Here is a 19,417-nt window from a genome sequence, read left to right as displayed (position 1 = left end):
CCTCCTCCCCTCCCGTTCTTCAATCCAGCAGCAGGTGCATCCTCCCGGTGGCGATCGGCTTGTCGCGATCCCCCTGCCAGCATATTGCATCCGCATTCACGACCCTGCGACCCACACGCACGAGCCGCGCCTGCGCATAGCTGTCGATCATCAGCCCGCCCCGCAGGAAGTCGAAGGACATGTTGATCGGCTTGGGCCAGGGCTCCCGGCGCTCTTGTGCGACAGCCTCCAGGCAGGCCAGCTCCAACAGACTGGCGATGACGCCGCCATAGAGAAAGCCGGTGCGGCCTTCGAGCGAAGGCGTGGCCGGCATCATCAGCGTCACAGCGCCATCGTCCGTAGCCACGCTCCGGATGCCGAGCATCTGCGCATAGGGCGTGCGCGCGATCATAGCTCTTCCGTGAAGAAAAAGCTGGCGGTGGCGGCAGCGATCGGGCTGGCCGGATCGCCATCGTGGACATCGCAGCGGGTGAAGGCGACCTTGCGCGTGATATGGTGGCAGCGCGCCCGGGCATGGATGGTGTGGCCCGCCCGGGCGGGCCGCAGATAATCGATATGCAGGTCCAGCGTCGCCATGCCTCGCCACTGCCGCGTCCGCGCGATGATCGCCGCGCCCGCTGCGGCATCGACCAGCGAGATGATGGGACCGGACGATACCAGTCCCGCCTCTGCGTCCATCAGGAAGCCGGGCGCGAACGGACAGGCAAGCTCAGCCCAATCGGGCCCATTGTCGATCGTATAGATGCCCAGCAGCGCATGATGCCCGCGCGGCGGCAGGTTCTTGAGCCGCTCGAAGGCATCATCCTCCTGGTCCACTCAGGCTGTCCCGCGCGGCTCGCGCGGCAGTCCGAGCCCGCGCTCCGCGATCAGGTTGCGTTGAATCTGGTTGGTGCCGCCGTAGATGGTGTCGGAACGCGAGAAGAGGAACAGATTGGGCAAGCTATCCCATTCATAGTCCGCATGGTCGCTGATTTCGCCACTCTGCCCCAGCACGTCCATCGCCAATTCGCCCAGATTGCGTCGCCAGCTCGCCCATTGGATCTTATAGGTAAGCGCCGCTCCGTCGATCTTCGAATGATCGGTCTGCGAGAGCATCCGCAGCGCGCCATAACGCATTAGATGCAACCCGACCTCCGCCTTGGCGAGCCGCTGACGGATCAGCGGATCGTTGGCCGCCCCATTGGCCTTGGCCGCGGCGATGATCTCGTCCAGTTCATTGCGGAAGCCCATCTGCTGGCCCAGCGTCGATACGCCGCGTTCGAATGCCAGCAAGCCCATGGCAATGCGCCAGCCATCCCCCGCCGCCCCGATCAGGCTGTCCGCCGGGCAGCGCGCATCGGTAAAGAAGGTTTCGTTGAACTCCGCATCGCCATTGATCTGGCGGATGCCCCTGATCTCGATACCCGGCTGATTGATGGGCATCATGAGGAAGGTCAAACCCTTGGGCCCCTGCGACCCTTCCTCGCTACGGGTGACAACGAAAATCCAGTCGGAAATATGGGCTAGGCTGGTCCAAATCTTCTGCCCATTGACCACCCATTCATCACCCTCCAGCCGCGCCTTGGTGCGGACGCTGGCGAGATCGGATCCGGCATTGGGTTCGGAAAAGCCCTGGCAGAAAATCGTCTTACCCGCCGCGATGCCGGGCAGGAAACGCTGCTTCTGCTCCTGCGTGCCGAAGGTCAAAATGGTCGGCCCGGCAAGCTCGATACCGATATGATTGACCCGCCCCGGCACTCCCGCGCGGGCATATTCCTCAGCGAATATCACCTGCTGAGCCAAGGTGGCGTCGCGGCCGCCCCATTCCTTCGGCCAACCGATGCAGGACCAGCGATGGGCGGCAAGCTGCTGCTCCCACTCCTTGCGCCGCTCGGGGCTTCCCGTCAGTTTGGTAACGCCCTTGATGTCGCGGAATTCGCCCGCCATCTGGCCATTCAGCCAATCGGCGCATTCCTGGCGAAACAGTTCCTCTTCCAGGGAAAATCCAAGTTTCATGCTGCTTCTCCCAGGATCATCGTGGCGATTTTTTCGCGGTGCCAGCTGCCGCTGCCCAGCATCGTCTGAAGCGAGCGGGCGCGCTTGAAGAAGAGATGCGCGTCATGCTCCCACGTAAAGCCGATGCCGCCATGCAGCTGGATCATGTCCCCAGCGCAACGGAAGAAGGTATCGGTAGCGAAGGACTTTGCAGCGTGGACAGCCATAGAGGCCTCCTCCGAGCCTTCATCGACCGCACAGGCGGCCCAATAGACGGCAGAGCGCGCCTGCTCGATCTCCACCATCATATCTGCGAGCCGGTGCTTATAGGCTTGGAAGGAGCCAATAGGGCGGCCAAACTGGATGCGCTCCTTCGAATAGGCGACGGTGCGGTCCAGGCATGCCTGCGCACCGCCCAATGCCTCCGCCGCCACCGCGATGAAGGCTGCGCGATGAGCAGCGGCCAGCGCGGCAGCCGCGTCGGGAAGCCGCTCGCCCGGCGCATCGTCCAGCTGCACATGGGCAAAGGGACGCGTTTGATCCATGCTCGTTTGGGTATCGATGCTGACGCCCGGCGCATCGGCGCGGACGATCCAGACCTGTTTCGTATCGGTGACGACGAAGACGTCAGCGCCGACCCCATGGGTGACGAAGCGCGATCCGCCAGTCAGCCTATCCGCCTGCGATTGCATGGCGGCGTCATGGAAATAGCCGCTTATCACCTCGCCGGAGATGATTTGCGGCAGCCACTCGGCCCGTTGAGCATCGGTTCCGCCTGCCGCGATCGCCTGTCCCGCCTGCACCAAACTGCCCAGCATCGGAAAAGCGGCGACTTGAGCCCCCGCAGCTTCCGCGATGATCGCCAGCTCCACCATTCCCAGGCCCGCACCCCCCGCACTTTCCGGAAGGCCGATGCCGGACAGGCCCAGTTCCTGACAAAAGTCGCTCCACAACACACGGTCGATGCCGTCGTCGGCCATCGCCTTGCGCGTGCGTTCACTTGTGGCGTTTTCAACGAAGAAGGCCCGCGCCGTCTCCGCAATCATCTGTTGTTCGTCGGTAAATGCGAATTCCATTTTGGCCGCCTTCAAATATCCCGTCAGGGCGCCTGTTCCAGCCTATAGCCGAACAAGGCCGATGGGCACCGCGGATCCGGCGCATCCCTCCCTGCTCATGCGACGCGACTTCATCCACGCGCCATCCTGCTTTTGTGCTATATCAGGGAAAAATAGATTTCAAGCATCGGTTTGCGGAATTTATGATTTAATAAATTCCGAATTTAGCCGTAGCCACTTACGCTAGTCCGGTGGCAGCTTCTGTGATCCGAACGACCCTGTTGGTGAATTTCACCGTTTTGACCGCCAGTGACGTTTCGACATGATTGACGCCGGGCATGGACAATATTTGCCCCGAGGCCAATCCGTGCAGATCATCGAGATCGTCATAGAGGCAGGTGGCCATGATGTTGAACGGCCCCAGCGTAATCATCACCGCCTTCACCAGCGGGATATGCGCAATGTCGCGGGCGATCTGGCGGACATGCGCGACGTCAGCCTGCACCGCGATGAAAGCAAGATTGGTCGCCTTTTCCAGTTTCAGCCCGGTTAGCGCAGTGAAGGCGATCAGCCTTTCCTGCTGCAGCCGCTTGATCCGGCCCCTGACCGTCCCTTCGTTGACGCCAAGCTCGCTTGCGATCTTACGGTTCGACACGCGCGCATCCTGCGCCAAAATGTCGATCAGCTGATGATCCAGCTCATCCAGATCCGGCTTTCTCATGCAAGCCTCCTGCTCTCTATCGGCGCTGTGTCCAGACCATAGCGGACTATGTCTAAGCCGATAGCTGGCGTCATCGATTTTATACCCGCCACTTTGGACAATTTGTCGGTGATCAGCGATGGCAGCTCGTCAATATCTCTCAAGGTCAGAACCACGCTGACTTCATAGCTGCCCGTGACCAGGTGCGCAGCGAAGACTTCAGAAAAAACGGCCAGATCCTCCGCCACGTCCAAGGCCGGGCGCCCGCTGACCTGGATCGCAACGTGAATGACGACGTTATATCCGTGCACGGCGAAGTCGGACACGGCGACGACGCGCAGCATCCCCGCATCTTCCATCCGCCGGATGCGGGTGGACACGGTGGAAGCAATCAGGTTCAGGGATTCGGCGATCTGCTGATTGGTAGCCCGCCCATTTTGCCGCAACTGTTCGACGATCTTGCGATCCGTCTCGTCGAACATGAAAGTCTCACTCATACACGTCACTCAACCCTTTTCTGCCGCTGGTCTTGCCAGCAAAGGGGCGGCAGGTCGAATCGAAAGCGCGTCGTGCAACGCAGCCCGATCGCGCTCCACCCGTCCGGCCGCGGCCCAGCCGAGCAAGGCCGAAAGGAAGCCGAACGGAATAATCAGCGTCAACGCCAGGCGAAGCGCCGCGGCGTCATGGCCCATCATCTCGCTCAATGCGCCGGTGGCCCAAGGTCCGACGAAAAAGCCGAGCAACGTCGTCACCGCCAGGAACAGCGCCGTCGATGCTGCCCGGATACGCGGCGGCAACATATATTGCAGCGTCGCCATGAAGCCGACCGACCACCCGCCGCCCAGCAGGCCAGCAGGTATCGCCGCCAGCCTCGCCGTCCCGAAACTACCGGCCCAACTCGCCATCAGGATCGCACAAGTGGCGGCGCCCAACGCCAGGGCTGACAGGCGACAGGGCCAGATCATGCTGCGCCGCGCGAGCCGGTCGGACAAAGCCCCGAACAGCAGCATTCCCACCAGGCCGGACAATCCAAAGTTCATGGCGAAGGCCGATTTCACCGCCACCGGGTCCATGCCATAGGCGCGCGTGAACAGCTCCGGACCCCAATAGCCGAAGGCAACACCGGACAGAACGCCAAAGCCAAAGGCGAACATCATGAACAGATAAGCTGGGCTCCGCACCAGGCATCGCGCCAATTGACCAAGCGGCAGCGCCTCCACCGTCCCTTCGCCGCTCCCGCTCCGTCGCGGCTCACGGATGAGCAGCAGCGCGGCAAAGCCCAGAAGCAGCCCGATGGCGCCCATGCTGTAGAAAGCCATGCGCCAATCATGCTGCGCCGCGATTGCTGGACCGCCCGCTTGCCCTGCGATCTGCCCCACATAGGCGGCCAGCCCCAATATCGCGAAGGCGAGACCGCGCCGCTCAGGCCGGAAATAATCGGAGAGCAACGAATAGGCGGGGGCGACGAACGCCGCCTCCCCCACTCCCACGGCAACGCGCGCGAGCGTCAGGCTGATCGGGCCGCTCGCCATCCCTGTCGCAATCGTCGCGCCGCTCCATAGGACACAACCCGCCGCGATGACCTGCACGCGCGACGTTCGATCCGCCAGCCGCGCAAAGGGCACGCCGAGTATGACATAGAGCAGCACGAAGGCAGGCCCCATCAACATGCCGACCATGGCGTCGCCGATCCCGAACTGCGCCTTGATCGGACCGATCAGGCCAGTGATCAGATAACGGTCGGCATAGTTGACGATATAGATCGCCAGCAGCGTGGCAAGCACCACCCATGGATTGGAAGTAGGACGTGTATCAGTCACGCAGCAGCGAGCCGCCATTGACGTGCCATAGCTGCCCATTGACCCATTCGCCGTCATCGGAAGCCAGAAATGCGACCGCCCCCGCAATATCGTCGGGTTGACCCAGCCGCTTGTGCGGCAGGCTGTTCAACATGGATGTCACATAGTCCTGTGTCAGATGTTGTGCGACCGCTTCGGTCAGAACGACACCGGGGCAGATTCCGTTGGCGCGGATACCCTGCTTGCCGAATTTCCGCGCGACATGGCGCACCAGCGCATGCAGCGCATTTTTCGTCATCGGATAGGCGACCTGCAGCGGATTGCCGGAAATCGCCGCGCCGGACGACGTATAGATCATCGTGCCGCCGCCCCGCTCGATCAGCACCGGAAGCGCCGCCTGCGTGGCAAGGAAATGGCTTTTCGCATTGATGGCGAAGGAGCGGTCGAGCACCTCCTCGCTGCAATTCAGCACATCGATATCACCCTCTGTGCCGCCAGCCAGATTGCTATGGTAGAAATCGAGCCGCCCGAATTCGGCCAGCGCGGCATTGACGATCGCGGCCTGCGAGACGGCCTTGGTGCCGTCGAGGCGCACGCCGATCGCTCGCCCGCCTTCCTCCCGTATGGCGCGCGCGGTATCCATCGCCCAGTCCCCGGCAATATCGCCGATCACGACGCCAGCGCCTTCAGCGGCCAGCCGTCGCGCCGTCGCCGCCCCAATGCCGCGTCCGCCGCCCGCAACGATCCCGGCCTTGCCTGCCAGTCCACGCATCCTCATCTCCTGAAATATCCGGTTTAAAGCGCCGGGCGCCTGTTCTTCCACGGTGCGGCGGCTTCCAGCTGCCCGGCGAGCCGGAACAACAATGCCTCATCGCCATATCGACCCATGAACATCACGCCGATGGGCAGGCCATTATTCGCTGTAGCCAGTGGCACCGACATGGCAGGCTGCCCGGTCATGTTCGCGATCTGCGTGAAGGGCGAGAAGCTGGCTGCACGTTTACCCCAAGCGGCAAAATCCACATCAGGCGACAGGTTGATCTTGCCCAGTTCCAGCGGCGGCGCTGCCAGGGTCGGCGACAATATGACGTCATAATTCGCCATGAACTGTGCCATGCTGATCGCTGCCGCCTGAAGCGTATTGTTGGCGCGCGCAAAGTCCATACCCGTCGCCTTCTGCCCATAGGCAGTAAAGCCAAGGGTGATCGGCTCCAGCACTTCGGGGCCGATTGCAATGCCCGTCGCCTTGGCGCGGTCCAGCATGTCTGCCGCTACGGACGAGCCGATCAGCACGAAACTGGCCGCACCCATCGCCGCAATGTCCAGCTTAGGCGCGGCTTCCTCGACATGATGGCCAAGGCGCTCGCACAGCCGCGCGGCTTTCCGCGCCGCTTCGACACATTCGGGATCGACCGGCGATCCCGATGGCGCATCCAGCATCAGCGCGATGCGCAGCCGTCCGGGTGCCTTGCCAATTTGCGATAGAAAGTTCTCCGCAGGCGTCGGGGCGGCATAGCGGCTACCCGGCTCAGGCCCCTGCGTCGCATCCAGAATAGCCGCAGAATCCCGTACGCTGCGGGTCACCGCGTGGTGCACCGACAGCCCACCCCAGCCTTCCGTGCGTGGCGGCCCCATCGGCACCCGGCCCCGGCTGGGTTTCAGCCCAAACAGGCCGCAGCAAGACGCCGGAATGCGGATCGATCCGCCCCCATCGGTCGCATGGGCCGCAGGCAACACGCCCGCCGCCACTGCGGCCGCAGCTCCGCCCGACGACCCACCCGTGATATGCTTGGGATTCCACGGATTGCGCGTGTCGCCGTTCAGCTTGTTCTCGGTCGTGCCGGTGAGCCCCAGTTCTGGCACTGTCGTCTTGCCGAAGATGACAAAGCCAGCCTTCTCGATCCGGCGGACCAGCTCCGACGTGATCTGGGGCCGATATCCTTTGTAGAAGCGGCTGCCATTTTCCGTCGGCAGACCCGCAACATAGGTGTTGAGATCCTTCAGCAGCCACGGCACGCCGCTAAACGGCCCCTGTGGAAGCCCTTTAGCAATCGCCGCGCGGCCATAATCATAATGCTTCTGCGCCATGAAGTTGAAGCGCGGATTGAGCGCTTCCGCCCGACCAATCGCCGCGTCCAGCAATTCGCTTGGCGACACCTCACGCTTGGCGACCAATTCCGCGAGGCCCATCGCGTCATGCGTGTCGAGCAGGCTGGAGCGTCGCGCCGCAGCTTTGCCCGCGCCCGTCACCCCCAACAGCGCCGCCGCGCCGACAGCCGCCATGCCTTCCCGACGTGTCATGTTCATTTATATCCACTCCTGCGCAGGCCTTGAGCGCCATGGCCAAATAGGGCTCTCTCCCGCCCCCGTCCGCGCTGAGCTTGTCGAAGGGCCTGTATCCTCTTCAGACCAGAAAAGGGGCTTCGACAGGCTCAGCCCGAGCGGGTGTCGGATGCGATTGACTGATCGTGACCCGTTCTATGCCTCTGCCGTCACGCCCTGATCCGCATAGTAGCGCGCATAATATTTGCGGAACTGCGGGATGGGGCCGTCACCATCGCAGATGATCGGATTGGGCTCGAACTTCTGCCGGTCCCATACGACCTTGTCCTGATCGAACTGCTTGCAAATGTCGCGGATGATGGCGCGTGCAACGCCCGCACGCTCGCCTTCGGCCTGCGCCTTTGGCTGGGTAAAGCAGAAGCGGACATGGACATGGTCCAGCTCAACGGGAGCGAGACAGGCGACCAACAGCGTTTCCGAAATGCCGGTAAAGCGCGTCCAGCTCTGACCCGGTCCCATCGTGTCATAGCTGATGCAGCCATCGACTTCGCCCCAGGGCGTGCCCATCTTCGCCTTCACATCGGCGCCGCGGCCCCATTCGTCCCAACGTAGCTCGCCCAAGGGAACATTCGCGGTGCCGTGGATGAAGCGGAAATGCGCAACGTCCACGCCATTTTCCGCCATGTTCTGAAGCGACCCCCAAACATTCCATTCATGGACCTCATAATCGGTCCAATCGGGATCACTCGCCTCGGGCAGAACCGCAACCTCGAACAGCGGCTCGACATCCTCCGGATGATACCAGGCCCAGATCCACCGATTGGTTTCGGTGATGTGCCAATTGCGGGTGCATTTGCGTTTTACCTGCGGCGGAATGACGCGGGCGTAGGGAATATCCTTCACCGCCGCCTCGTCACCATCATAGCGCCATGCGTGGAAAGGACATTCCAGCAGATTGCCATGCACCTTGCCGCCATGGCCCATATGCGCGCCCAGATGCTTGCAATAGGCGTCGAGCATGCGGACCTTGCCGTCCTCCCCGCGCCAGATCGCCAGATCCTTCGAGAAGTAACGCAGCGGCTTCACCTCCCCAACGGCGAGTTCGGAGGACAGCAGCAGCGGATACCACCCAAAGGGGATGCCGATGTCGAGATTGCGCTCCTTCACGGAGGCGCGATCCGTCACCTCGGCAAGCCGCCAGTCGAGCAGTTCCTGCCCTTTCAGCTTTTCGAGGATCTGCCAGACGGCGACGGGGGGCGTGCGCGCATCGTTGGCGGCGCTGCTTTGGGCGTTGGACATGAAAAGCTCCGTCAGATTAGTTGAGGCCGAAGACCTTGACCGCGTTCTCACGCAAGAATTTCGGCCAGACTTCGTCCTTGAAAGGCACATTCTGCATATCGCTGAAGATACGCTCCAGGCTGAGACCCATGGGGAAATAGCCTGCATAGATGATCTTATCGGCACCACGCGTATTAGCGTAGTCGATGATCGCCTTGGGATAATGTTTGGGCGCAAAGGCGCTGGTCGAATAATAAAGATTGGGCCATTTCAGCATCAGCTTGACCGCCAGCGCTTCCCACGGCTCCGCGCCATGCCGCATGACGACCTTCAGCTCTGGGAAGAACCAGCAGACTTCATCCAGATGCTCGACCTTCTGCGTCTCCATTGGGATACGCGGCCCCGGAATCCCGGCGTTAAGCAGCACCGGAAGCCCCAGCTCCGCCGCACAAGTGTAGAGCGGGAACATATATTTGTGATTGATCGCAACCTGCGGCAGCGTGCCCGCCGGAAAGACACTGATCGCGGACAGGCCGACTTCGGCATGGATGCGCTTGATCCGCCGCACTTCCTCCATGCCCTTGTTAGGATCGCAGGGCAGGTCGAAGAAGAAGCGGTCGCCGTACATCTCTTTGGCCCGATAGGACGTCGCATTGTCGTTCCAGCCGACCAGGGCCTTGTCGATGCCATATTGGTCCATCTGCTCGACGGTCCAGGACACATAATCGTCGGTCTTGCCGGTCTGCGGAATGTCCTTGAACATATATTGCGCCGGCATGGCAAACTGCTGAAGCGTCTGCTGGTCCTTGATCAGCGGACGGAAGGGATCGAACCAGGCGGAACGGTCCTCGGCTTCCGGAATGCCCAGCATGCAGTCGATGATCTTTATGTCCTTGGGCATGCCCATGACGAAACTCTCCTGTTTCAGTTGTTCGCAGCCAGTTGCGGCCACAGCGCGCGCAGCGCGATCTTGTCGATTTTCTCAGATTGGTTGCGCGGCAGCGGCTCGCTCGAAAAGGCGACCCTAACCGGCGCTTTGTAAGGCGCCAGCCGCTCCCCCACCCAATTGATGATGCTGCGTTCGTCCAGTCCCTTGGCCTGCACCACGGCGACCAGCGCCTCGCCCAGTCGGTCGTCGGCAACGCCGAACGTGGCGCATTCGGTGATCTGCGGCATTTCGCTCAGCACCCGCTCGACCTCGGCGCAATAGATATTCTCGCCGCCGGAGATGACCATGTCTTTCGCCCGATCGACGATGAAGATATAGCCATCCTCATCCTGATAACCGATGTCGCCCGTGCGCAGCCAACCGTCTGCCGTGAAGGTCTTGGCCGTATCCTCCGGCCGGTTCCAGTATCCGCTCATGATCATGGCGCTGCGCACGATGATCTCGCCGGTCTGATTGGGGCCGCAGACGGTCCCGTCCTCCCGCTCGATCCGCAGATCGACCAGCGGCAAAACCCGCCCCGCCGAAGTCCGCGCCGCCAAAAAGTCTGCCCCCACCGCCTGCGCGATCGCGCCCGATGTTTCGGTCATACCATAGCCGGTCCCGAGCATCGAATGCGGACACAGCTTCCGCACCTCCTCCAGCAGATTGAGCGGCAGGGCCTGACCGCCCGAACCGATGTTGCGGATCGAGCTTAGGTCTGCGTCCTCCAGCCGGGCACGATTGACCATGTCCCACAACATGGTGGGAACGGTAGAAAGCTGCGTCACCTCCTCGCGCTCGATGACGCGCACCGCCTCTTCCGCATCCCAACGCCGCATGATCACAATCTTGCCGCCCGACAGCAGCGGCGCGAGGAAGCCAGAGCCCAACCCTGAAATATGAAATAGCGGATAGACGAGCAAAATGGCCTGGGGCGGCACCTGCGCTGCCAGCGTCTCCACCGGCATGCCATATTCACGCGCCATATTGTGCAGCACCATGGAGCCAGTGAGTTGCGTGCCCAAAAGCCCGGTGATCAGGCTCCGGTGAGATAACACCGCGCCCTTGACCCTTCCGGTCGTGCCTGAGGTGAAGAGAATGGCGCAAGGATCGCCCGGCTTGGCGATCAGGCCGTCGCCAGCCGCATCGCCACGATCCTCCAGCGGCTGCGTCACGTCCAGCAATCGGCCGTCATAGCCGCCGTCGCGCAGCAGAACCGCGCGGTCCGCGTCGGCCAGCACCAGGGCGGGGGTAACCTCCTCCACCATCGCCGCCAGTTCAGCCGCAGAACCCCGGCTGTTGAGCAAAACCGCAACCCCGCCAAGCTTCATCACCGCCAGAAAGGCGACCATCCATTCCGCCCGGTTGCGCATGCAGATGGCGACGCGGTCGCCCCGACCGATCTCCAAATGCGCGGCCAGCCTGTCCCGCCATGCGAAGACTTCGGTATAGCTCAGCCGACGCTCGCCTTCTGGGCCGTCGCGATCGACGATGCAGGTCTGCTCACCGAAACGGCGGGCGCTTTCGATCAGTTGGTTGAGGTCGGAAGGCGCGTTCACGAAGAAACGCAGCCCTTCTTGCTCGCCGATTTCGAAGGGCGTGCCCGGCGCGGTGACCGCCGCGAAAATAGGATCGATCTTGCTCATGCTATCCTTGGGACCACTGCGCCGCCGCGGGTTGTTCGACGGGAGATTCACGGTCGGGGCCATGGCCCCTGTTCGATCCCGACATCCTGCTTCCTCGACTCATGCTTGTTCTTGCACCCCAGTGTATTTCACCAATCGCGTAATTCAACTATAATTTTTTTCCGCACACTCGGAGCTTATACCGTAGAGCCGTGGGACAACCCTGATGCTCAGGAAAACCCGGTATAATTACTGTATAATCTGTCGCGTTGTCCAGCTTCGTTAAACTGATGCTTCCGGAACCGGAACCGTGTCAACGAGGCGGAGGAACAACGATATTCGGAATATATGAGTTTACAAATTCCGAATTTTGGATGATCTTGAGTCGCAACGCACCGCCTCCCGAGGCATGGGGCGATTCAGCATTGGCGAGGACTCGACGTCGAATGAGCGAGGATTTTGAAGGGCGCGTCGCCATTATAACGGGCGGCAGCGACGGCATCGGCCTAGCCACCGCCGCCCTGTTGGCTAAGCGCGGCGCGCAAGTGGTCATCTGCGGACGGCGGCAAGCGCTGCTCGATAACGCACGCGAACGGATCATGGCGCAAGGCGGCCGGGTAAATGCGGTCCAGCTCGACGTCTCCGATAGCGCAGCGCTGGACGCCATGATCGCAGGAACGGCGGAGGAATTCGGCCGTCTCGACATGCTCGTGAACAATGCGATGTCCACCCATTATGCGCCGATAGCCAAGCTGACCCTCGACCATTGGCGCAAGGATTTCGCCGTGAATTGCGACGCAGCGTTCGTCAGCACCAAGGCGGCGATGAAGGTTATGGCGGCAGCGGGAAAAGGATCGATCGTCAATATCGCCTCCACCTGCGGCATCCGCGCGACCGTGAACATGGCAAGTTATTCCGCGTCCAAGGCGGCGCTGGTGCATTTCACCGCTGCCGCTGCGATGGAGGGCGCACCGCTCGGCATCCGGGTCAACGCAATCATCCCCGGCCAGGTCCAAACCGCACCGACGGAACAGTTCTCCGCATTGTCGGCAGACACTGCGGAGCGGACGACAGCCGCCATCCCCATGCAGCGCGGCGGACAGCCTGAAGAACTGGCGCAGGCGATCGTCTTCATGCTGTCCGATGCGGCAAGTTACATAACCGGCACGGCTCTGCCGGTAGATGGAGGGAAAGCGGCCCAACTATACATGCCGTCCTGACACTCAATTCTCATCGTACCGACAACTTACAATCGACGCGCCGTCACATCTTCGGCGCGCAGGGATCAACACGTTCATAAGATCAAGGGAGAGAAGATCATGGCAAAAACATATGGATATGCGGCACTGCATCTCATCCTGGGGGTCAGCAGCCTCGCTATTGCAAGTCAGGCAATGGCGCAGGAAGTCTCGACGACTGCCGAACCCGGCCTCGACGAAATCGTCGTTACCGCGCAGAAGCGGGCGCAGAATCTTCAGGACGTTCCGATTGCTATCAGCGCCATCAGCGCTGAAAAGATCGAGCAGCTGGGCGTCAAGGATAGCCGCGACCTCAGTGGCCTCGCTCCCAATGTCGTGATCACCCAGGGCACCACCAGCAACAGCGCTGCTGTCTTCTCGATGCGCGGCATTTCCAACGGCGGCAGTGAAAGCTTCGGCGTCGATGCCGCGAACGGTCTTTATGTCGATGGCATCTATATCGCCCGCGGCGGCGCCATGGGCCTTAACGTCATGGATATTGAGCGCGTCGAGGTCTTGCGCGGTCCGCAGGGCACGCTGTTCGGCCGCAATACCACGGGCGGCGCGGTGCATTTCATTTCGCGTGCGCCTTCTTCGACCTTCCGTTTGAAGGCCGAGGCCGGCTATGGCAATTTCAACGCCTGGAATGGCAAGATCTCCGTCGATCCGGGTGAGCTTGCAGGCATTTCGACCAGCTTCTCCTACAGCCATAGCGAGCGCGACGGGGTGATCGACAATATCCTGCAGCCTCGCGATTCTCGCGACCCGGGCGCGCGCAAGTCGGACGCGCTGCGCGCCGCGGCTCGCATTGACCTGGGCGGCACGGGCAGCATCCAATATATTTTCGACTGGACCCGGATCAAAGGCACGCCGCTGCCCTTCATCCTGACCAACGTCGCGGATGGCACTCCCCGCCCGCCGATCACCATCAACGGTCAGCAGGTCGTCGTGACCCAGCAGGCGCCGGTCGCCCAATATCTGGCGGGCGCAACCTTCGCCAATCCCGAATGTGCCGCGTTGGCCGTGCCGTCGCGCACCTATCGCCACGAAGTGTGCAACAACATCTTGAGCCGCGCCGTCGATAAGACCTGGGGCCATAATCTTCAGGTGCAGAACGACTTCGGCGGCTTCAAGGTGAAGTCCACCACCGGCTACCGTTTCTGGAACAGCGACAATGTGACGGATCTGGACGGGATCGGCGCCTTTTCCGGCCCGGCCTTCACCAATGCCACGCTGTTCAACGGCATGCCCGCCTCGCTGCTGCAATTCATACCGACGATCCCGGCGGCCGCACGGCCCTTCATCGCCGCTTCCCCGGTTCCCACAGTTACGCAGGATCTGTTCGACGTCGCCAACAGCCGCCGTCACAAGCAGTTTAGTGAGGAAGTCGAAATCTCCGGCGACACCAGCACGCTCGATTGGGTCGTGGGCGGCTTTTATTTCTGGGAGAAGGGGTCTGAGAATGGCTTCCAGAATAGCGGCTTCATCCTCGACACCAACAGCATCTTCCTCGCCAATTTCGGACCGCTCGGCCCGGCTTTCGCCGCCGCCAACCCGGCCCGCTATCGGATGGTGCAAACGCGCGCGCGCCTCAAATACACGACCTCGGCCGAAAGCACTGCGCTTTATGGTCAGGCGACCTTCTACCCCGGCGGTCGGGACAGCGGCATCCGCTTGACCGCAGGCGGCCGCTACACTTGGGACGAAAAGATGATGCTGCGTACCCAGAATGGCGCAGCGCCGCCGCTCGCACCGGAAACCGGTCGCGCGAAGTTCAGCAAGTTCACCTGGAACCTGATGGCGGGCTATGACGTCGCGGACGGCATCAACCTCTATGCACGCGCGGCCACCGGCTATCGCTCGGGCGGCTTCAATTCGCAGGACCCGGCGATCACCGGCACCAATCAACTCGGCAGCTTCAAGCCGGAAAAGGTGACGTCCTACGAAATCGGGCTGAAGAGCGAGCTGTTCAACCGCCGCCTGCGCTTCAACGTCGCAGCCTATCATAATATCTATGATAATCTCGCTGTGCTCGGCCCTGTCACCAATGCGCCGGTCGGCACCTTCGCCACCCGGATCATCAATGCAGGCAAGGTCGTCTATAACGGTTTTGAAGTCGAAACCCAGGCCGTCCTGACCGACAACTTCTCACTCGACGGCAGCCTTGGCTATATCGACATCAATTATAAGGAGTTCCTGGCGGGCCAATCGCCCACGCCCGGTGCACCGCCCGTCAACATCGCGCCAATCGTGACGCCTGGCTTCACCTCGCCGCTGACAGCCAATGTGGCGCTCAATGCACAATTCCCTCTGAACTGGGGCAACGCCACGCTGCGGGGCCGCATCGGATATACGCATGAGGATGGCAAATATAATTTCAGCAGCTCGGTGGGCTCGCCCTTCAATGAACAGATCAAGGGCGATGATATCGACCTGATCGACGCTCAGATCGGCATTGACGGCATCCCGCTCGGCACCGGCGAAGGCGAAGTGCGCCTGTGGGTAAAGAACCTCACCAACGCCAAGGATTTCGTCCGCAGCATCGACTATGGCCAACTCGGCTTTGCCGGCGGCTATTATGCTGAGCCACGCACCTATGGCATCACCGTCGGCGCAAAATTCTGAAGCGTGGTGCGTTAAATCAGAACCACCTCCGTTCGTCCTGAGTAGCCATTGAGCTTGTCGAAATGGCATATCGAAGGGTCATGCACCGCGCTTGATGCTTCGATAGGGTCTTCGACCTTGCTTAGTCCCTACTCAGGATGAACGGTCATCTTCGAACGCCAACTTTGAAAGCTTTCAGGGCGGCAACGCCCCCTCTCCCCGTGCCCCGCCTCTGGTCCAGAGGCGGGGACTTTTTTCTACCCGCAGCAACCATTCATTTCACTTCGCATTCAGCCAGCTGCCGGTAGAATTTAGCGATGTGAATTGTTGTTGGAGCGCTGCGACATTGTTCAAAACCCTCGGAACTGCCTCTCTCCTCACACTCTTCTGGTCCGCCGGGTACGTTACCGCAGCGCAAGCAGAGACCTATTATATCAGCTCCACCAAGGGCGATGACAGCTTCACCGGCACATCGCCTGCGCAGCCATGGCGGTCCCTGTCGCGCATCTCATCCTTCCCGCTCCAGCCTGGCGACAATGTGGTGCTGACGGCAGGGTCTGTCTGGCGCGAACCGCTCACCATCACGCGTTCGGGTAGTGAGAAGGCGCCGATCATGGTCGCTTCGGCCGGGGATGGCCCCCGAGCGCGCATCGATGCGGGAGGCATTTCCCCGCATGGCGTCGGCGTGATCAATGCGGAATATGTCTCGATCAGCGGGCTGGAGGTGACGAACAACGCCCCCTCCCCCGCGCAACGCACCGGCGTCCTTGTGTCGACGGAGGACCGTGGCGTGACGCGCGGCATTCGCATCACTGACATGTATATCCACGACGTGCGCGGCACCAACGAACGCAAGGATAATGGCGGCATCGTCTTCCGCGCAGCAGGGCAACGGGTGCCCACACGCTTTCACGACCTTACGATCGAGCGCAACATCATCTGGCGCGTCGATCGATCCGGCATCGCGGGGATCAGCGATCAGGTGACATCGCTCAACTGGTTCCCCAGCGAAAAGGTCGTCATCCGCGACAATTATGTGGAGGATGTCGGCGGCGACGGCATCGTACCCCGGGGCACGAATGGGGCGCTCATCGAGCATAATATCGTGCGTTATGCGGGTAGCCGCGCGCCTGGCTATAATGCGGGCATCTGGCAATGGAGCACCGACAACAGCCTGATCCAGCTCAACGAAGCCGCCTATACCCGTACCCGCTATGACGGCCAGGGGTTCGATTCAGACTTCAATTCCCGGCGCACGACCTTCCTTTACAATTACAGCCACGACAATGCCGGGGGCTTCCTGCTCATCTGCTCGCCCAAACAGGATGAAAAGGGCAATATTGGCAACCACGGAACGACGGCTCGCTTCAATGTCAGCCGCAATGACGGGACGCGCATCTTCCAGATTGCGGGCAATGTGTCCGATGCGCTGGTTGAAAAAAATGTCATCCATGTCGGCAAGGCGATGGATGTGCAGATGGTGGTAGCAACCCAATGGGACGGATGGGCGCGCAAGGTCCGGTTCAAGGACAATGTCTTCAAGGTTGCTGGCAAGGCGCGCTATGGCAGCGAGATCGGTCGCAGCGGCCCCGATTATCTGATCAAGGCCGGCTTTGATCCCGCAGAATCCATCCGCTTCAAGGGCAACAGCTATTTCGGCAGCCACGTCGATGCGCCGGTCGATGGCGGCGGCCGGGTCGAAGCCGTCTATGAAGAACAGCCCTCCGACTGGCAGGCGCCTGCCTTCGATCCTGCAAAGCCGGAAGGCTTTTCGGACTATCTGACCCGGCACCGCAGCTGGATGATCACCATGCTCCGCCGCGAATTGGGCTCGTTCGTCGAATTGAAACAGCCCAAACGGCTCCGCGTGTCGGAGGCGCGGCGATAAGCGCCTCCGGCCCTCACTTCAGCGCGGCAAGGGCCTGTTCGATGCGTGCCAGGACTGACGGGGTCAATATTCCCGGCAGTTCGGGCTGAAGGTTGCGCAGCCGCGTTTGCGGGAACAGCCCTTGCTTGCCGGAAGCGGTCAGGCCCGGAGCCTCGCGGTCGAGGATCGCACGGGCTCTGGGATCGGCGATCAGGTCACTCGTCATGGAATCGATGCTAAGGCGCCCCGCCTGCTGGACCGGGCCGGGCGTCACGTGCAACGTCGCCAGATCCGCCTCGATCTGCCGCAACTTCTCCTCGGTCAGCGTGCCGCTCGCAAAGCGCTGAATATCGGCAAAAGTCATCCTCTCCCAGCCGGATACGTGGCTAAGCCCCTGCAACATGCCGGGCACCTCCCGATCGAGCAGCGCGCGCCCGCCCGGGGTCACGACGATGTGGCCGATCAGCGACCTGCGCGTCAGCGGCCCTGCCGGGATGGGCGGCAACGTCCGCAGCCCGGCATCCTTGCGGTCCGGCTCACCCTCACTCGGCGGCAGCGGCGGCAGCACGCCGACGCGCGACACGGTGACGATGACATTCTGCGCGTTCGCATCGTTGCGGACCCGCAAGAGGGGCGCTCCAGCGGCGGAACGCACTTTTCCGCCAACGACAGCCACCTTATAGCCATTGGGATAGTGGATCGCTGGGATACGGATCTCCGTTTCCCCTCCCGCCGCGCGCCGCCCGTTCCCGAGTTGCGTCCTATAGCGATAGGTGAGCACGGCCTTATCCGGATCGAAGCTCATCATGACGGGCGTCCCGGCCGTGGCCTCCGCGAAGGGTCGTGCATAGGCGCGCAACAGCGCCACGCGATTGCCGTTGCCCACATTCGGCAGCTTGGGATCGACCAGCGCCTCGAATGACCCGCGCGTCCAGGCGAGCCAGGAAATATGCCGCGCATCGAAATCGGCGGCTTGCCCCACGATTTCGGCAGGATCGTTGGAAAAGCCCCATTCCGTATTGATAATGGCCGCGTCGCTGCGGATCACATGCGCCAGCGCTCCGTCATTGACCCGGTCCCGCGTCGCTTTGACCGGTCCGTAATTGTGGAAGGATAGCGCCCGCCGTCCCGAAGGGCCCGCGATAGGCGTGTTGATGGGCGTACCCAGCGCCCCTTGCAGCATGAAGGGTTCGACGAAGATGATCATGCGCGGGGCCGCACGGCTGATGGCCTGCGCCGCCTTTTCATAGAATGGCTTCAACAGTTGCTGCTCCAGCTCCGGACAGTTCGCCTTCGCCGGATCGGGTTCAGCACAGCGGCTGCCGGTCGCTGGTTCGTTGAAGATGTCGATGCCCATTACGGCGGGCTCATCGCGGAACCGCCGGGCTACCGCGGCGAGCCCCTCGACATAGAGGTCCTGAACCCCCTTGCCCATGCCCGGCACCGGATGGTTCTTCCAGAAATTGTCGAAGGACCGCTGCACTGCGGGGTCCTTGAAATAGCCGATGGGGAATTCGACGCCCGGCATGCGCGAATATCCGTCGGAAAAGACGGCCCAGTCGGGCATACCTCTCACGCCGACCTTCTCGCTATATTGATCCTGATGAAAATCGATTAGCGTATGAATGCCCGCCGCCTTATATGCGGCGACTGCCTTGGCGATACGGTTCAGATAGCTTTGGTCGATCTGCCCCGGCTGCGGCATGACCCGGCTGAAGAAGATCACCAGCCGCACTCCATTGAAGCCCTGTTCGGCCATGCGCACCGAAGTTTCGGCCGTCCAGCGCGGCTGCTGCGGCTTGTCGAATTCGGGTAAGGTCACATTGCCGCCATGGAAGGTGATCACGCGGCCGCTCTGATCGACGAACCAACGACCACGCTGTTCAATCCGCATGTCGGCGGTTTTCGCAGGCGCCGGGGCGCTCAGCCCAACCGCCAGCGTCACGCAGGAAAAGGAAACAGCCGCCTTCATCCGCAAAATCTTCACTCCCATAGTCGAGACCTTGCTGGTCCCGTTTATCGCAAGAGCTAAAGAAGTCCGCGTTTCAGGACCACCGCCTTTCCGG

Annotated in this window: 16 protein-coding genes; 3 read left to right on the top strand and 13 right to left on the bottom strand. The window is 61.7% G+C overall.

Going from position 1 to position 19,417, the window contains the following annotated elements; all coding sequences use genetic code 11:
- Nucleotides 1-19: 19 nt before the first annotated feature.
- From ACFO3E_RS12395 to ACFO3E_RS12340, 12 genes are all read right to left on the bottom strand, one after another.
- A complete protein-coding gene (locus ACFO3E_RS12395; RefSeq protein ID WP_066531455.1) occupies nucleotides 20-391 on the bottom strand; it encodes a PaaI family thioesterase in 372 nt (123 codons plus the stop codon).
- A complete protein-coding gene (locus ACFO3E_RS12390) occupies nucleotides 388-816 on the bottom strand; it encodes a PaaI family thioesterase (RefSeq protein ID WP_380805066.1) in 429 nt (142 codons plus the stop codon). The genes ACFO3E_RS12395 and ACFO3E_RS12390 overlap by 4 nt, the downstream gene beginning before the upstream one ends.
- On the bottom strand, nucleotides 817-1,995 hold the full coding sequence (locus tag ACFO3E_RS12385; RefSeq protein WP_066531450.1) for an acyl-CoA dehydrogenase family protein: 1,179 nt from the start codon (nucleotides 1,993-1,995) through the stop codon (nucleotides 817-819).
- On the bottom strand, nucleotides 1,992-3,050 hold the full coding sequence (locus ACFO3E_RS12380; RefSeq protein ID WP_380805064.1) for an acyl-CoA dehydrogenase family protein: 1,059 nt from the start codon (nucleotides 3,048-3,050) through the stop codon (nucleotides 1,992-1,994). The genes ACFO3E_RS12385 and ACFO3E_RS12380 overlap by 4 nt, the downstream gene beginning before the upstream one ends.
- A 217-nt stretch (nucleotides 3,051-3,267) precedes the next feature.
- Nucleotides 3,268-3,750: an Lrp/AsnC family transcriptional regulator gene (locus tag ACFO3E_RS12375; protein ID WP_380805062.1), complete on the bottom strand. Its 483-nt coding sequence runs from the start codon at nucleotides 3,748-3,750 to the stop codon at nucleotides 3,268-3,270.
- Nucleotides 3,747-4,211, bottom strand: a complete 465-nt coding sequence (locus ACFO3E_RS12370; RefSeq protein WP_380805059.1) for an Lrp/AsnC family transcriptional regulator — start codon at nucleotides 4,209-4,211, stop codon at nucleotides 3,747-3,749. Before ACFO3E_RS12370 ends, ACFO3E_RS12375 begins: the two co-directional genes overlap by 4 nt.
- Before the next feature lie 24 nt (nucleotides 4,212-4,235).
- On the bottom strand, nucleotides 4,236-5,549 hold the full coding sequence (locus ACFO3E_RS12365) for a spinster family MFS transporter (protein WP_380805057.1): 1,314 nt from the start codon (nucleotides 5,547-5,549) through the stop codon (nucleotides 4,236-4,238).
- The gene (locus ACFO3E_RS12360; protein ID WP_380805055.1) at nucleotides 5,542-6,300 is read right to left on the bottom strand and encodes an SDR family NAD(P)-dependent oxidoreductase; all 759 of its coding nucleotides are present in this window, start codon (nucleotides 6,298-6,300) and stop codon (nucleotides 5,542-5,544) included. The genes ACFO3E_RS12365 and ACFO3E_RS12360 overlap by 8 nt, the downstream gene beginning before the upstream one ends.
- 23 nt (nucleotides 6,301-6,323) lie before the next feature.
- Complete coding sequence (locus tag ACFO3E_RS12355; protein WP_380805052.1) at nucleotides 6,324-7,835, bottom strand: amidase; 1,512 nt, start codon at nucleotides 7,833-7,835, stop codon at nucleotides 6,324-6,326.
- Nucleotides 7,836-8,006: 171 nt separating this feature from the next.
- Nucleotides 8,007-9,110: a Rieske 2Fe-2S domain-containing protein gene (locus ACFO3E_RS12350; protein ID WP_066531433.1), complete on the bottom strand. Its 1,104-nt coding sequence runs from the start codon at nucleotides 9,108-9,110 to the stop codon at nucleotides 8,007-8,009.
- A gap of 16 nt (nucleotides 9,111-9,126) precedes the next feature.
- Nucleotides 9,127-9,996 (bottom strand): amidohydrolase family protein, encoded by an 870-nt coding sequence (locus tag ACFO3E_RS12345; RefSeq protein WP_066531838.1) that lies wholly within the window; start codon nucleotides 9,994-9,996, stop codon nucleotides 9,127-9,129.
- Between the two features lie 17 nt (nucleotides 9,997-10,013).
- Nucleotides 10,014-11,663 (bottom strand): class I adenylate-forming enzyme family protein, encoded by a 1,650-nt coding sequence (locus tag ACFO3E_RS12340; protein ID WP_380805050.1) that lies wholly within the window; start codon nucleotides 11,661-11,663, stop codon nucleotides 10,014-10,016.
- A 425-nt stretch (nucleotides 11,664-12,088) separates the two neighbouring features.
- On the opposite strand from ACFO3E_RS12340, the gene ACFO3E_RS12335 reads away from it, so the two are divergent.
- From ACFO3E_RS12335 to ACFO3E_RS12325, 3 genes are all read left to right on the top strand, one after another.
- Nucleotides 12,089-12,862, top strand: coding sequence for an SDR family NAD(P)-dependent oxidoreductase (locus ACFO3E_RS12335; RefSeq protein ID WP_380805048.1), 774 nt, complete (start codon nucleotides 12,089-12,091; stop codon nucleotides 12,860-12,862).
- 99 nt (nucleotides 12,863-12,961) lie between these two features.
- Nucleotides 12,962-15,505 (top strand): TonB-dependent receptor, encoded by a 2,544-nt coding sequence (locus ACFO3E_RS12330; protein WP_380805045.1) that lies wholly within the window; start codon nucleotides 12,962-12,964, stop codon nucleotides 15,503-15,505.
- Nucleotides 15,506-15,830: 325 nt separating this feature from the next.
- Complete coding sequence (locus ACFO3E_RS12325; RefSeq protein WP_066531428.1) at nucleotides 15,831-17,372, top strand: right-handed parallel beta-helix repeat-containing protein; 1,542 nt, start codon at nucleotides 15,831-15,833, stop codon at nucleotides 17,370-17,372.
- A 13-nt stretch (nucleotides 17,373-17,385) separates the two neighbouring features.
- Here the strand turns inward: ACFO3E_RS12325 and ACFO3E_RS12320 are convergent, their stop codons facing one another.
- Nucleotides 17,386-19,344 carry a cellulase family glycosylhydrolase gene (locus ACFO3E_RS12320; protein ID WP_380805043.1) on the bottom strand — a complete coding sequence of 653 codons (1,959 nt, stop codon included), beginning with the start codon at nucleotides 19,342-19,344 and terminating at the stop codon, nucleotides 17,386-17,388.
- Nucleotides 19,345-19,417 lie beyond the last annotated feature (73 nt).

It is taken from the genome of Sphingobium tyrosinilyticum, from assembly GCF_042654265.1.
Classification (GTDB): Bacteria; Pseudomonadota; Alphaproteobacteria; order Sphingomonadales; family Sphingomonadaceae; genus Sphingobium; species Sphingobium tyrosinilyticum.
The sequence above is the reverse complement of the archived record's forward strand: the minus strand, read 5'-3'. Positions and strand labels throughout refer to the sequence as shown.